This is a genomic window from Bradyrhizobium sp. AUGA SZCCT0177, from assembly GCF_018130125.1.
In the GTDB taxonomy this organism is placed as follows: domain Bacteria; phylum Pseudomonadota; class Alphaproteobacteria; order Rhizobiales; family Xanthobacteraceae; genus Bradyrhizobium.
In genome coordinates this window covers 1-14387 of the sequence record NZ_JAFCMA010000025.1, presented here as the reverse complement: position 1 = coordinate 14387, position 14387 = coordinate 1, and the positions used below count along the sequence as shown (strand labels likewise).

At 63.8% G+C, this 14387-nt stretch carries 12 protein-coding genes; 2 read left to right on the top strand and 10 right to left on the bottom strand.

Translation table 11 applies throughout. From position 1 onward, the window contains the following. Positions 1-6: 6 nt before the first annotated feature. From JQ597_RS26070 to JQ597_RS26025, 10 genes are all read right to left on the bottom strand, one after another. Positions 7-1086 (bottom strand): BMP family ABC transporter substrate-binding protein, encoded by a 1080-nt coding sequence (locus JQ597_RS26070; RefSeq protein ID WP_212268078.1) that lies wholly within the window; start codon positions 1084-1086, stop codon positions 7-9. Between the two features lie 76 nt (positions 1087-1162). Continuing rightward, positions 1163-2080, bottom strand: coding sequence for an ABC transporter permease (locus JQ597_RS26065; RefSeq protein WP_212268076.1), 918 nt, complete (start codon positions 2078-2080; stop codon positions 1163-1165). Beyond that, positions 2067-3158, bottom strand: a complete 1092-nt coding sequence (locus JQ597_RS26060; RefSeq protein ID WP_212268074.1) for an ABC transporter permease — start codon at positions 3156-3158, stop codon at positions 2067-2069. The genes JQ597_RS26065 and JQ597_RS26060 overlap by 14 nt, the downstream gene beginning before the upstream one ends. After that, entirely contained in the window at positions 3142-4713 is a 1572-nt protein-coding gene (locus JQ597_RS26055; protein ID WP_212268072.1) for an ABC transporter ATP-binding protein, read from the bottom strand. The genes JQ597_RS26060 and JQ597_RS26055 overlap by 17 nt, the downstream gene beginning before the upstream one ends. Before the next feature lie 92 nt (positions 4714-4805). Then, positions 4806-5306 (bottom strand): nucleoside deaminase, encoded by a 501-nt coding sequence (locus tag JQ597_RS26050; RefSeq protein WP_212268070.1) that lies wholly within the window; start codon positions 5304-5306, stop codon positions 4806-4808. 9 nt (positions 5307-5315) lie between these two features. Then, complete coding sequence (locus JQ597_RS26045; protein WP_212268068.1) at positions 5316-6848, bottom strand: ABC transporter ATP-binding protein; 1533 nt, start codon at positions 6846-6848, stop codon at positions 5316-5318. Continuing rightward, positions 6845-7528, bottom strand: a complete 684-nt coding sequence (gene biuH, locus JQ597_RS26040) for a biuret amidohydrolase (RefSeq protein ID WP_212268066.1) — start codon at positions 7526-7528, stop codon at positions 6845-6847. The genes JQ597_RS26045 and biuH overlap by 4 nt, the downstream gene beginning before the upstream one ends. A 13-nt stretch (positions 7529-7541) precedes the next feature. Further along, the gene (locus tag JQ597_RS26035) at positions 7542-8468 is read right to left on the bottom strand and encodes an ABC transporter permease (RefSeq protein ID WP_212268064.1); all 927 of its coding nucleotides are present in this window, start codon (positions 8466-8468) and stop codon (positions 7542-7544) included. Continuing rightward, positions 8468-9577 (bottom strand): ABC transporter permease, encoded by a 1110-nt coding sequence (locus tag JQ597_RS26030; protein WP_212268062.1) that lies wholly within the window; start codon positions 9575-9577, stop codon positions 8468-8470. The genes JQ597_RS26035 and JQ597_RS26030 overlap by 1 nt, the downstream gene beginning before the upstream one ends. Continuing rightward, positions 9574-10683, bottom strand: a complete 1110-nt coding sequence (locus JQ597_RS26025) for a BMP family ABC transporter substrate-binding protein (RefSeq protein ID WP_212268060.1) — start codon at positions 10681-10683, stop codon at positions 9574-9576. Before JQ597_RS26025 ends, JQ597_RS26030 begins: the two co-directional genes overlap by 4 nt. 419 nt (positions 10684-11102) lie before the next feature. Here JQ597_RS26025 and JQ597_RS26020 point away from each other — a divergent pair, with 419 nt between their 5' ends. Next, positions 11103-12374 carry an allantoate amidohydrolase gene (locus JQ597_RS26020; protein WP_212268058.1) on the top strand — a complete coding sequence of 424 codons (1272 nt, stop codon included), beginning with the start codon at positions 11103-11105 and terminating at the stop codon, positions 12372-12374. 255 nt (positions 12375-12629) lie between these two features. Then, positions 12630-13994: a hypothetical protein gene (locus JQ597_RS26015; protein ID WP_212268056.1), complete on the top strand. Its 1365-nt coding sequence runs from the start codon at positions 12630-12632 to the stop codon at positions 13992-13994. Positions 13995-14387: the final 393 nt, after the last annotated feature.

Below are 14387 nucleotides of genomic sequence, written 5' to 3'. Positions count from 1 at the left end.
CACCCCTCACTTCCCCGGAATCTTCTCGTCGATGCCCTTCACGTAAAAATTCATGCCGAGCACCTGACCGTCGTCGAGATGCGTCCCGCCCTTGCATTCGACTTCCTTGCCGTCCTGGCCGACGATCGGGCACTTGAACGGCTGCAGCTTGCCTTCGATGATGGCGGCTTCGGTGTCCATTGCCAGTTTCTTCACGTCGTCGGGCATGTTGGTGTAGGGCGCCATCACGACGAGCTTGCTCTTGAGGCCGCCCCAGAAATCTTCCGACTTCCAGGTGCCGTCGAGCTCGGCCTTGACGCGCTGGATGTAGTAGGGGCCCCAATTGTTCATGGTCGAGGTGAGCTGCGCCTTCGGGCCGAACTTGATCATTTCGGAATCCTGGCCGAACGCCAGCTTGCCGCGCTCGGCGGCGACCTGCATCGCGGCGGGGCTATCCGTGTGCTGCATGATGATGTCGGCGCCCTGGTCGATCAGCGCCTTGGCGGCGTCGGCTTCCTTGCCGGGATCGAACCAGGTGTTGGCCCAGATGATCTTGACCTTGATGTTGGGATTGATGGTCTGCGCGCCGAGCATGGTGGCGTTGATGCCGGAGATCACTTCGGGAATCGGGAACGAGGCGATATAGCCGAGCACGCCCGATTTCGACATCTTGGCGGCGATGATGCCCTGGATGTAGCGGCCCTCGTAGAACCGTCCTGAATAGGTCGCCAGGTTCTTGTCGCGCTTGTAGCCGGTGGCGTGCTCGAAATGCACGTTCGGATACTTTTTTGCGACCTTCAGCGTCGGCTCCATGTAGCCGAACGAGGTGGTGAAGATCAGCTTGTTGCCGGCGCGCGCCAGTTGCTCGATCGAGCGTTCGGAGTCCGGGCCTTCGCTGACGTTCTCCAGGAACGTGGTTTCGACCTTGTCGCCGAATTCCTTGACCATCTCGAGGCGGCCGAGGTCATGCTGATAGGTCCAGCCGAGATCGCCGACCGGGCCGAGATAGATGAATCCGATCTTGAGTTTGTCGGCGGCGGAAGCACTGAGGAGGCCTGCGCCGGTGGCGAGCACCGCTGCGGTTGCCGCGATCAGAATCTTTTTCATGGATCTCTCCGTTTCACTGACGGGTGGACGCGCTCTTCCCGATGCGCAGCGCCCCGTCGCGCGCGCTTCGGGCATGTTACCGGTCGGGCACGAACACGGTCCCGAGCGCCGCAGGCGCGGTCGAGCCCCCGGTTCGTGCACGTGAAATCAGGACAAGGACGATGATGGTCGCAAGATACGGCAATGCCGACATCAATTGGGAGGGCACGCCGACGCCCCAGCCCTGCGCATGAAGCTGCAGGATCGTCACCGCGCCGAACAGATAAGCGCCGATGACGAGGCGCCCCGGCAGCCACGACGCGAACACGACCAGCGCCAGCGCGATCCATCCGCGCCCGGCAGTCATGCCCGGAATGAAGAACGGTGTGTAGGCGAGCGGCAGATAGGCGCCGGCCAAACCAGCACAGGCGCCGCCGAACATCACCGCGAACATCCGAATCCGGAGCACGGGATAGCCGAGCGCATGCGCTGACGTGTGGTTGTCGCCGGCGGCGCGCAGGATCAGCCCGGTCCGCGTCTTGTACAGGAAGAACCAGACGCCAATCACGAGCGCGAGCGAGAGGTACACGAAGGCGTCCTCGCCGAACAGGATGCGCCCGACCAGCGGGATGTCGGTGAGGCCGGGAATATACAGATGCGGCGCCAGCGAAATCTTTTCGCCGACGAAGCGGGAGCCGATCAGGCCGGAAAGGCCGACGCCGAGGATGGTCAGCGCGAGGCCGGTTGCGACCTGGTTGACCGCAAGGCCCAGCGTCATCAGCGCGAAGATCAGCGACATCAGCACGCCGGCGCCGATGCCGCACAGCGCGCCGATGATGACCGAACCGGACAGCCAGGCGCCGCCGAAGCCGCAGGCCGCGCCCACGATCATCATGCCTTCGACGCCGAGGTTGAGTACGCCGGCGCGTTCGGTCACGAGTTCGCCGGTCGCAGCCAGCAGCAGCGGCGTGGAGGCCGCCAGCACGGCAAGGATGATGGCCTCAATGAGCCCCACGGGACACCTTTGGTGACGCGAAGACGAGTTTGAACCGGTAGAGAATGAGGGAGTCGCAGGCGAGCACGAAGAACAGCAGAATGCCCTGGAACACCTTGGTGACGTCCAACGGGATTTTCATTGCGATCTGCGCCTGCTCGCCGCCGATGAAGGTGAGTGCGAGGAAAAGTCCTGCAATTAATATTCCAATCGGGTTCAGCCGTCCCAGGAACGCGACGATGATCGCGGTGAAACCGTAGCCGGGCGAGATGCCGGGTTGCAGATGTCCGACGGGCCCTGCGACCTCGATGATCCCGGCCATGCCCGCCAGCGCGCCTGAAATAGCGAAGGCCAGCAGGATCAGCTGGTTGGAATTGAAGCCGCCGAAACGTGCGGCGCGGGGCGCGGCGCCGACAACGCGGATTTCAAAACCCTTGAGGGTCCTGCCGAGCAGCACCGCACCCGCCGCGACCACGACAAGCGCAATGACGCCGCCAAGGTGCAGCCGTCCGCCCTCGATCAGGACAGGCACGGTCGCGACCGGATCGAACTCGGCGGTGGTCGGGAAGTTGAAGCCCTTGGGATCGCGCCACGGACCGCGCACCAGGTAATCGAGCAGCAGGTCGGCGACATAGACCAGCATCAGGCTGGTGAGGATTTCACTGGCGCCGAACCGGACCTTGCAGATCGCCGGGATCAGGCCATAGAGCGCGCCGCCGACAGCCCCCAGCAGCAGCATCGCCGGCAATACCCAGGGCCCGGCGTCGGTGCCCTGGGTCTTGACGGCGAGCCAGCTGCCGGCGACGGCGCCGATCAGGAATTGCCCTTCGGCGCCGATGTTCCAGGCATTGGCGAGATAGCACAGCGACAGGCCGATCGCGATCATCACCAGGGGAGTCGCCTTCACCGCGATCTCCTGCAGCGAATAGCCGTCGACGAGGGGAGCGATGAAGTAGACGCCGAGCGCAGATATCGGGTTCTTGCCGAGCATCGCAAACAGGATGCTCATGGTCACCAGCGTCAGGCCGATTGCGATCAGCGGCGAGATCAGCGCGATCGCGCTCGACCGCTCGGCGCGTTTTTCAAGCACCAGCTGCATGCGCCGCTTCCTTCTGCTCCAATGTGCTGCCACCCATCAACAGGCCGAGCTTCTCGCGGCTCGCATCCACTGTTGCCATCGGCTCCGACAGACGGCCGTGGAACATCACGGCGATACGGTCGGTGATCTCGGCGAGCTCGTCGAGATCCTGGCTCGTGACCAGCACCGCAGCTCCGGAGGCCGCGAGATCGAGCAGGGCCTGGCGGATCACGGCGGCAGCGCCGGCGTCGACGCCCCAGGTGGGCTGGCTCACCACCAGCACGGCAGGACTACGCAGGATTTCGCGGCCGACGATGAATTTCTGCAGATTGCCGCCGGAGAGGCTGGCGGCTTCCGGATCGCGCCTGGCCTTGCGCACGTCGAAGGCCTCGGTGGCGCGGTCGACGGTTTTCAGCATTGCTGCGGTGTTGACGAAGCCGTGCTGGACCATGCCGGAGGCCGCATGGCCGGTCAGCAGCGCATTCTCTGACAATCTCATGCGCGGCGCGGCGGCGTGTCCGAGCCTTTCCTCGGGAACGAAGGCCGCACCGAGCTTGCGCCGCTCCGTGATCGAAAGGTGCCCGGCGGCACGCCCGTCAATTACGACTGTGCCGGGGTCCGACGCCAGCCGTTCCCCCGACAGCGCCGCGAAAAGTTCGTCCTGGCCGTTACCGGCCACGCCGGCGATGCCGAGGATTTCGCCACCCCTGAGTTCGAACGAGATGTGCTGCAGCCATACGCCGTGGAGATCGTCCGGTGCGAGGGTGAGGTCGTTGACAACAAGCCTCGGCGCGTTCGTGTGCCGGTTGGCGGCAGCCTTCACTCGCCTGATCTCGCCGCCGACCATCATGCGCGCGAGCGAGGCCGCGGTCTCCGCTTTGGGATTGCAGGTCGATACCTTCTTGCCGTCGCGCAGGATGGTCGCGGTGTCGCAGAGCCGTTTCACCTCTGCCAGCTTGTGGCTGATATAGAGGATCGCGCACCCCTCCGCCTTGAGACGGTCGAGCACGATGAAGAGCTGATCGGCCTCCTGCGGCGTCAGCACCGCGGTCGGCTCGTCGAGGATCAGGAATTTGGGGTTCTGCATCAGCGCGCGCACGATCTCGATGCGCTGGCGTTCGCCGACCGACAATTGCCAGACCTCGCGTTTGGGATTGAGCGGAAGCCCGTAGACGCGGGATACTTCCTCAAGGCGCGCCGACATGTCCTTGAAGGATTCCTTGCCATCGAGCCCGAGCGCGACGTTTTCCGCAACGGTGAGATTGTCGAACAGCGAGAAATGCTGGAACACCATGCCGATGCCGCGCGCGCGGGCGTCCGATGGTCCGGACAGAACCATCTGCTCGCCTTGCCAGCGCATTTCGCCTTCGCTCGGCTGGATCAATCCATAGATGGTCTTGACCAGCGTCGATTTGCCCGCGCCGTTTTCACCGAGCAGCGCGTGGATCTGCTGCGGCCAGATATCGATGCTGACAGCCTCATTGGCGAGGAGCGTGCCATAGCGCTTGGTCAGGCCCACCGTCTGGAGCAGCGGTGTGGCGCCCGTGTGCTGCACGGCAGGCGTCGAATCCGGCATTCGTGGTCACGCGTCCCCAGGGAGTCCTAAGCAATGGATGCCTCAATACTGGGCTAGTTTAAACCCGCGCGTAAGTAGCAGGCGTGATTTTCTTACTTCTTCCACACCCCGGCATGAACCGCCGCGGCCTCGTCCTCGAGCAGCGGACCGACGACCTCGGTCGATCGCTGGCCGCTGCCGAACACTTCCCGGCACGGCAGGTCGAGGGTCGGATTTTCCGGATGGTTGCCGGTCAATTCCCGCAAGCGATGTTCGCTCAGGCCGTAAACCAGTCGGCCGATGCCGGCCCAGTAGATCGCACCAGCGCACATCGCGCAGGGCTCGGCCGATGAATAGAGCGTGGCGCCGCGCAGGATGTTGGCATCAATCGTGGTACAGGCCTGGGTCGCCAGCAACCGTTCCGCATGCGCCGTGCCGTCATGGGACGGCATGTAGCCGTTCTCGGCCTCGAGCAGCACTTTTCGGTTCGCATCGACGAGCAGGGCACCGAACGGATGATTGCCGTGGGTCATGGCGCGGCGGGCGACGTCGAAGCTCAGGCGCAGGAAATGCGCGTCGAGCTCTGGTTGGGTTAGCGCAGCGATATCCGCCATCAATGCCTGTCAGTGTCCGGCCATATGCCGCCCGATCTCGGTGAGATCGGCCTCGCTGGCGCGGGCTTCATGGACGAACTGTCCGTGGAACATCACCACCAGACGATCCGACAATTCGAGGAGTTCGTCGAGGTCCTCGCTGACCAAAAGCACCGCGGCGCCGCGGTTGCGCGCCGCCATGATCTCGGCATGGATCTGGGCGACCGCGGCGAAATCGAGCCCGAAGCAGGGATTGGCGGCGATCAGCACCTCGACCTCGCCGCCGAGTTCGCGCGCCAGCACCGCGCGCTGCACATTGCCGCCCGACAGCGCCGAGATCGGCGTGTCCGGCGAGCGGGTCTTGATCTTGTACAGCCCGATCTTGCGCTCGGCATCCTTGCGGAACGCGGAGCGATTGAGCCACCAGCCGCGCGTGGCAAACGGCGCGCGGTCGAATTCACGGAACGCGATATTGTCGGCAACGCTCATGCCGCCGACGCAGGCGTTCTTCAGCGGCTCCTCCGGGAGTAGCGACATCCTGTGCCGGCGCATTTCCTCGCGGCTCGCTGAATAGAGATCGCCGCGAACACGAACCTCGCCGCTCTCGGCCTCGCGCTGTCCGGCCAGTACCTCGACCAGTTGCCGCTGGCCGTTGCCGGAGACGCCGGCGATGCCGACGATCTCGCCGCCGCGAACGGTGAGCGAGACGTCGTGGACCGCGACCGCGCCGGCATCGTCGATCGCACAAAGTTTGCTCAGTTCCAGCCGCGCCTCGCCCAATTGTCCGACGCGCGGCGGCTGAACCGTCAGTTCCTCGGCGCCGATCATCATCCGCGCCATGCTGTCGGGCGTGAGATCGGCGACCTTGCCGTTGCCGGCGAGCTTGCCGCGGCGCAGGATCGTCACCTCGTCGGCGAACGCCATCACCTCGCGGAATTTATGCGTGATCATCAGGGTGGTCAGGCCGCCGTTCACGACCATGTCGCGCAGCATGCCGAGCACCTCGTCGGCCTCGCCCGGCGTCAGTACCGAAGTCGGCTCGTCGAGGATGAGAAAGCGCCGCTTCAGATAGAGCTGTTTTAAAATCTCGCACTTTTGGCGTTCGCCGGCGGAAATGTCGGAGACCCTGGCGTTGAGCGGCACCTTGAACGGCATCCGCGCCAGAAACGCTTCCAGCTCCTGCTTTTCCTTGGCCCAGTTGACGACAGCAGGAACGTCATCGCGCGCCAGCACGAGATTCTCGGCGACCGTCATCGCCGGCACGAGTGTAAAGTGCTGGTAGACCATGCCGAGCCCGAGCGCGTGCGCATCCTTGGGGTTGGCGATCGCCTGCTCGCGGCCGCCGACCAGAATGTCACCCTCGGTCGCGTGATAGTAACCCATGATGCATTTGACGAGCGTGCTTTTTCCCGCGCCGTTCTCGCCGAGCAGCGCGTGGAACGAACCCGGCCGCACCTTGAGCTCGACGTTGTCGAGCGCAAGGAAGTCGCCAAACTTCATCGTCACCGCGACCGCGTCGACGCCGAGCGGGCCTTCGGGAAGCGGTGTCTCGCCGATGATCATGACACGGCCTTGATGAACGCGCCCGAGGTCGCGACCGCGCCGAACACGCCGCCCTGCATCTTGATCATCTTCAGCGCGTGGTCGTGATTGCTCTTGTCGGTGGCGGCGCAGCAATCCTCGATCAGCACGCATTCGAAGCCGCGGTCGTTGGCTTCGCGCATCGTGGTGTGGACGCAGACGTCGGTGGTGATGCCGGTCAGCACGAGGTTCTCGATGCCGCGCAGCCGCAGCATCAGCTCGAGATCAGTGGCGCAGAACGATCCCTTGCCGGGCTTGTCAATGATGGGCTCGCCGGGCAGCGGCGCCAGGTCGGGAATGATCTCCCAGCCGGCCTCGCCGCGCACCAGCACGCGGCCGCACGGGCCGGGGTCGCCGATCCCGGCGCCGATCTGGCGCGAGCGCCACTGCTTGTTGGCGGGCAGGTCGGTGAGGTCAGGACGATGGCCTTCGCGGGTGTGGATGATGTGAAAGCCCTGCGCGCGCATCACCGAAAGAAGTTTCTTGATCGGCTCGATCGGCGCGCGGGTCAGCGACAAATCATAGCCCATCTTGTCGACATAGCCGCCGACGCCGCAGAAATCGGTCTGCATGTCGATGATGACGAGCGCGGTGTTTTGCGGGCGCAGATCGCCATTGTAGGGCCAGGCATAGGGTTCGGATGAGATATAGCGCTCGGGCATGGCACGTTCTCGCTTATCGGGTGATGGACAATTCGGCCGGCGCGCCGGTCAGCGTGCGCTTCGGCGAACAGGTGATGATCATGATCGCCAGCGTCAGGATGTAGGGCGCGGCATTGAACAGGTGATAGCCCGAGGTGACGCCGACCGATTGCAGCGCCGGTCCCAGCGCCGCGGCGCCGCCGAACGCCAGCGACGCCCACAGGCACAGCATCGGGTCCCAGCGCGCGAAGATCACCAGCGCCACGGCCGTGATGCCCTGGCCGGAGGACAGGCCCTCGTTCCAGCTGCCGGGATAGAACAGCGACAGGAACGAACCGCCGATCCCGGACAGAAAGCCGCCGACCATCGTCGCGCGCAGCCGGATCGCCAGCACCGAATAGCCCATGGCGCGGGCGGCATCGGAACTTTCGCCGGCGGTGCGGATCAGCAAGCCCCAGCGCGTGGTCTTGAAGGCCCAGTACAATATCGGCGCCAGCGCGATGCCGATCAGGAACAGCACATTGATCCGCAAGGCCGCACGGACCTGCGGCATATCGCTCCACCAGCCGAAATCGATCGCCGGAAGCCGTGCCGCTGTCGGTTCGATCAACGGCTTGCCGAGATAAAAGGCAAGACCGGTCCCGAACAGCATCAGCGCGATGCCGACCGCGATGTCGTTGACGCGCGGCAGCGAGCAGATGCCGGCATGCAGCGCGCCCAGCATCGCGCCGGTGATCCCGGCCGCGAGCACGCCAAGCCAGGGCGAGCCACTGAGATAGGAAATGCCGTAGGCGCTCATCGCACCCATGACCAGCGTGCCTTCGAGGCCGAGATTGATGCGCCCCGAACGCTCGGTGATGCATTCGCCAAGACTGACGAACAGAAACGGCGTCGAGACGCGGATGGCGCCGCCGAACACGGCCAATGGAACGGTCCAGAGTCCGAGCGATCCATCCGCCATCAGGATTTTCCTTTCAGGAAGCCGATCCGTCCGTACAGCGCATCGCTCGCCAGCACGAATACGAAGATGATGCCTTGCAGCACCAATACGGATGCATCAGGCAATCCGAGCCGGCGCTGCAAGAGCCCGCCGCTGGCGCTGATGCCGCCGAGCAGGATCGCCACGGGAATAATCGCCAGCGGATTATGCCGCGCCAGGAAGGCGACCAGGATGCCGGTAAAACCATAGCCGGCCGCGAGGTTGGCGTTGGTGCGCCCTTGCACGGCCGCGACTTCGACCATGCCGGCAATGCCGGCGGCGCCGCCGGCGAGGAAGCAGATGGTCAGGATCAGTTTGTTGACGCCGAGGCCTACGATTTTCGCCGCGCGGATGTTGCCGCCGGCGACGCGCGCCGAGAAGCCGAACACGGTGTGATAGATCAGGATATAGGACGCGAACGCCGCGACCAGGCCGAACGCCAGCCCCCAGTGGACGTCGGTGCCGGGAATGCTGCCGATCATGTTGGCCGCGCCGATTTCGCGGGTCGATGGCTTGTTGAGGCTGGCGGGGTCGCGCATCGCGCCCTCGACCAGATGGTTGAGCACCGCAAGCCCGATATAGACCAGCAGCAGGCTCGAGATCGTCTCGTTGACGCCGCGATATTGCCGGAGCGCGCCCGCGAGCGTGATCCAGAGCCCGCCGCCGATCACGCCGGCGCACACCATCGCGGTTTGCACCACCAGCGGCGACGCCCACGGCATCGCCAATGCGACCGAGGTCGCCGACAGCGCGCCAATGAGCAGCGCGCCTTCGCCGCCGATGATCACCATGCCGAGTTGCGCCGGCAGCGCCGTGCACAACGCGGTCAGGATCAGGGGCGCGGCGCGCGTCAGCGTGTTCTGCCAGGAGAACCAGGTGCCGAATGCGCCCTGGTACATGTAGAAATAGAGATCGAGCGGGTTCTTGCCGAACAGCGCCACGAATAGCCCGAAGGTCGCGAGCGCGCCGACCAGCGCCGCGCCCGGGATCAGGATATATTCGATGGTCGCGCCGTAGCGTTGGAGGAAGCCGGGATCAGCGGCCGGCGCAACGCCGACCGCCTCCACCGGATCCGCCGAACCTGTTGTCACGAAGTGGCTCCGAGCACGCCTTCCACCAGATAGTTCATCTTCTCGAGTTCAGGATCCGTCTGGCCGCGATCGGTGCCTGACGTAATGACCGCGTTGCCCTTGTTGTCCATGATCGGGCCCTTGAAGATGGTGTAGTTGCCGGCGACGAGCTTGGCCTTGATGTCGTCGGCATGCTTGCGCGCTTCGGCCGAGACCGCCTCGCCATAGGGCGAGCATTTGACGATCTCCTCCTTGAGGCCGCCGCGATAGAAGTTCGGAATGGTCTCTCCGGCCGCGATCATCTTGACGAATTTCGGATACAGCGCTTCCCAGTTCCACTCCGCGCCGGTGAGATACGCCTTCGGCGCCAGCGGCGACTGGTTGACGTGATAGCCGCACACCATCGCGCCGCGGCGCGCGGCGTTCTCGACCATGGTCTTGGGACCGTCGACGTGACAGGTGAGAACGTCGACGCCCTGGTCGATCAGGCTGTTGGTGGCTTCGGCTTCCTTGACCGGCATCGACCAGTCGCCGGTGAAGATCACCTGCGTGGTCGCCTTCGGGTTGGCTAGCCTTGCGCCGAGCGTGAAGGCGTTGATGTTGCGCAGCACCTGCGGGATCGGTTTCGCCGCGACGAAGCCGAGCTTGCCGCTCTTGGTGGAGTAGCCGGCAACGATGCCGGAAATGTACTGCGCCTCGTCGATATAGCCGAAATAGCTGCCGGCGTTGGTCGGGTCTTTATCGCTCCAGAGGCCGCCGCAATGCTCGAAGCGCAGTTTTGGAAACTTCTTCGCCATCTTGATGACGTGCGGGTTGTAGTAGCCGAACGAGGTCGGGAACAGCAGCGACGCGCCGTCGAGGTTGATCATGGACTCGATGGTCTTCTCGACCGCGTCGGTTTCGGGGACCTTTTCTTCCTCGATCACCTTGAGGCCGGGCATCTTCTTCAGCGCCGCGGCGCCCTGCGCGTGGGCCTGGTTGTAACCGTAGTCGTCGCGCGAGCCGACATAGACGAAGCCGATGGTGGTGCCGGCTGCGCGCGCGGCGCCCGCGCCGAAAGCGGTGCCGAGTGTCAGCGCCGCACCGCCCTGCAACAGATGCCGTCGTGAAATCCTGCCAAATTCCATGTGCTGCTCCCTCTGGCGGTTGGACCGCCCCCTATTTCGTGGGCCGCGCCGATGCGGCGGGCCCGGGGAGGGATGTCGCAATCTTCATGCCAGAGCGTGCGCCACGGGCATTCCTGCATAAGCTAATGAGTAGATTGAATTATCCGGGGACGTTGCCCGTCAGGTAAAATTTGTGCAGGGCCGAAATGTCTATTTTTTAGGCGGCATTTCATCATTGTATGCAAGGTCGTTAAGCAATTGTTAGTTCCAGCAGAGCCGTCAGCCGGCCGAATTGGCGGCGGATTTCTTGCCTTGCCGGCTGGTCAGGCGAATTGAGGCTGCTACCAGTCAGGGGCCCGCGGCTTGCGTCGATACCGCCGGTATTGAATGTGTATCGATCGGCCCGCGCTGGAAATGGCGCGGTGCTGTACAGGAAAAGCATGAGCAAGACAGAAGTGGCCAGCAGCGGACCTAAGCCGGCAGCGCTTGGCGATGAAATCGTCGGCCGGATCAACCAACTCGCGGCGATCTCTGAGACGCCGGAGCATCTGGCGCGGATCTTCCTTTCGCCCGAGCACCGCGCCGCCGCCGATCTCATTCTGTCATGGATGCGCGAGGCCGGCATGGCCGCGCATCTCGACGCCATCGGCAATGTCTGCGGCCGCTATGAAGGCGACCGGCCCGGCCTGCCGTGCCTCATGCTGGGCTCGCATTACGACACCGTGCGCGATGCCGGCAAATGGGACGGCCCGCTTGGCCTGATCACGGCGATCTCCTGCGTCGCCGATCTGAACAAACGCGGACGGCGGCTGCCATTCGCGGTCGAGGTCGTCGGTTTCGCCGACGAGGAGGGCGTGCGGTTTGCTTCGACGCTGCTCGGCAGCCGCGCGGTCGCGGGCACCTTTGTGGAGAGCGCGCTCAATTCGCGCGACCATGCCGGCATCTCGATGCGCGATGCGCTGGTCACATTCGGCCTCGACCCCGATCATATCGGCGCGGCCGCGCGGACCCGCCGCGAACTCCACGCCTATGTCGAACTGCACATCGAGCAGGGCCCCGTGCTGGAAGAGAACAATCTGCCGGTCGGCGTCGTCACCGCGATCGCGGGCGCGACGCGGCTGGCGGCAAAACTGACCGGCATGGCCGGCCATGCCGGCACGGTGCCGATGGCGTTCCGGCGCGATGCGCTGGCGGGCGCCGCCGAATGCATCTGCATGGTGGAGGAGTTCTGCAAGACCGATGCGGCCGGCCTCGTTGGCACCGTCGGCTATATCGACGCAATGCCCGGCGCGACCAACGTGATCCCCGGTCTCGTCTCCTTCACGCTAGACATCCGCGCGCCATCAGATCGACACCGCAAGATGGCCGTCGCCGACATCGTGCGCCGCATCGAAGCCATCGCGAACCGCCGTAATCTCGCGCTGCAGCTCGACGTCACCCACGAAAACCGCACCGTGCCCTGCGCGCCCTGGCTCAAAGCGCAGGTCGCGGACTCCGTCGCCGCGGAGGGTTTTGGCGTGTTCGAACTGCCGAGCGGCGCCGGGCATGACGGCATGGCGATGATCGATATATCAGACGTCGCCATGCTGTTCGTCCGCTGCCGCGGCGGCATCAGTCACAATCCGGCGGAGCATGTCGAACTCGCTGATGCCGATGCAGGGGCGAGGGTGCTGCTAAGGTTGGTGGAGAATTTCAGGCCGAGGGAAGCATAATTGACGTCGTCGTCCCGGCCTTGAGCCGGGACCCATACGCCGCGGCCCTTGTTGCTGTAAAAGGAAGATAACGTCCTGCGTGCAAAAACAATTGTTGCCGGTGGTTATGGGTCCCGGCCTTCGCCGGGACGACGTGGGGCTACATGACAGTTAGATGACATTTCGCCCCCGCGCTGTTGCGGAGAGACGAATCGTGATGTTCGGAGTACCAACGCGTGATATCTGACTCGCCGGACATTGCTCTCATCCCCGCCCATGAACAGCCAGATCACATTTTCATCGCATCGCGGATACCGATTTCATCAAGGCATGTTGGCGAGCCTTGTCGCCAACAGCATCCAGGCCGTCAATTTTCTCGGTGATCGTTTCCTGCGAAAATATCATCTGTCGGCGGGCATCGAGGAACTGTACCGGCATTCGATGAATGCCGCGTTTGCCGAGAAGGAAGCCTTTCTGGTTACCGGGGCGCCGCACGCCTCCGCCTATTATCCGCGCGACTTTGCCTGGTTCTATCCCGATGTCCTCGATCCCGAGACCATCATGGATTCCCGGGATGCCGTCCGCAGGGTTCGGCTGCTGGAGAAAAGCGTCCGCCTGATGCTGGAAGCGGTGCGCGCCGGCGTCGTCACCACGACGATCGTGCCTGCGGGGCGCAACCGCTACATCGGCATCAACTATTTCTCGAGGCCGTCGGATACGCTGCTCGGCATCCTTGCAGGCCTGGAGCAACTGCTCTCTGCCGTGCAAAGGCCGGCTTCGTATCTGGCGATGTCGCAAGGTGCGCATGCCGGCCGTCTGTTGCTCGCGGAGTATCGCGCCGACTTGAAGCGGGAGATATTCATGCTCGCCGGAGCGCTGGAACGCTTCGATGACAAGGGTCTGACAGCGCTGCTGTGCGACGTCAGCGGGCCCCGTTCTGCGGCGACCGATACCCGTGCCGAACGCCGGCGGTTCGTCACCAATGCCTGCGTCTATGCGACGTTCCTGCGCGGTATCAAGCTTGGGATCATCGAGCGGACTGAGCTGGAGCAGCTGCTCGGACGCGCGCTTTCGCAGTACAAGAAGGAGCTCCTGCTGCTGTTCGGCAGGCACGGCTATATCAGTCATTCCCTGGACTGCCGCGCGCCGTCGCCGGTTTATTCCATCGCGCTCGATTTCGTGAATGTGCATCAGGGCTTTTGGGATTTGAACGACGCGGAAGAACGCGCGCTGTTCGCGGCCACGACCGACTTCATCCTTGCCGAGCCGCGATTTCGAGTCCCGAATACATCGCACTTTCTGGTGTCCGCCGATAATCCGCTGAACAAGCTCATTCACAAGATTGCGGCGCCGGCCTATCAGGGCCGTTCGTCCTGGCCGACCTTCAACGTCGAATTCGCCGATCGCATGCTGGATCACGACGAATGCTCCGGCACCGAGACCTATCGGGCCTATGCGCGCGATATCCTGCGTGACATTCGCACCGTGACCGAAACCCACGGTGGATATCAGGAACTGATTTCCGAAAAAGGCCTCAAATATCGCACCTGGGCCTATCAGAGCGCCGTCGCGCACTCCTGGTTTCCACGCTTCCTGACGGTCTGGCAGCGCGCGTTCGGGACGTCGCTGCTGGGGAGCTAACTCGTAGGATGGGTGGAGCGTAGCGATACCCATCGCCTTGCGGGTGGTGGGATTTGGTGGGTTTCGCTGCGCTCTACCCACCCTACGGACCTCTTCCGTCATTGCGAGGAGCGAAGCGACGAAGCAATTCATCTTTCGTTTGCCGCTCTATGGATTGCTTCGCTCCGCTCGCAATGACGGCCGAGTGCGACAAAACAGCCCGACGGGCAAATCACTTACGATTTACGGAAATCGTGTCAAGCCCCGAAATAAAAAATATTTCTGTTTTACAGAAGGCAAATCAGGTGCATATCTTTGGCCATCCCGTCCCTCTCAGAGGGCGTCGGCCGTCGTCACGGACGTTGGACGGGTTGCGGTGGACGCTGGTTTACGCCTCGACGACGGCGTGGATAA

What these genes read in the sequence shown, in the direction of transcription:
- biuH (WP_212268066.1), bottom strand. Translation starts at nt 7,528, where the DNA reads ATGCCCGAGCGCTATATCTCATCCGAACCCTATGCCTGGCCCTACAAT.
- JQ597_RS26035 (WP_212268064.1), bottom strand. Translation starts at nt 8,468, where the DNA reads ATGGCGGATGGATCGCTCGGACTCTGGACCGTTCCATTGGCCGTGTTC.
- JQ597_RS26070 (WP_212268078.1), bottom strand. Translation starts at nt 1,086, where the DNA reads ATGAAAAAGATTCTGATCGCGGCAACCGCAGCGGTGCTCGCCACCGGC.
- JQ597_RS26050 (WP_212268070.1), bottom strand. Translation starts at nt 5,306, where the DNA reads ATGGCGGATATCGCTGCGCTAACCCAACCAGAGCTCGACGCGCATTTC.
- JQ597_RS26015 (WP_212268056.1), top strand. Translation starts at nt 12,630, where the DNA reads ATGAACAGCCAGATCACATTTTCATCGCATCGCGGATACCGATTTCAT.
- JQ597_RS26055 (WP_212268072.1), bottom strand. Translation starts at nt 4,713, where the DNA reads ATGCCGGATTCGACGCCTGCCGTGCAGCACACGGGCGCCACACCGCTG.
- JQ597_RS26025 (WP_212268060.1), bottom strand. Translation starts at nt 10,683, where the DNA reads ATGGAATTTGGCAGGATTTCACGACGGCATCTGTTGCAGGGCGGTGCG.
- JQ597_RS26060 (WP_212268074.1), bottom strand. Translation starts at nt 3,158, where the DNA reads ATGCAGCTGGTGCTTGAAAAACGCGCCGAGCGGTCGAGCGCGATCGCG.
- JQ597_RS26045 (WP_212268068.1), bottom strand. Translation starts at nt 6,848, where the DNA reads ATGATCATCGGCGAGACACCGCTTCCCGAAGGCCCGCTCGGCGTCGAC.
- JQ597_RS26020 (WP_212268058.1), top strand. Translation starts at nt 11,103, where the DNA reads ATGAGCAAGACAGAAGTGGCCAGCAGCGGACCTAAGCCGGCAGCGCTT.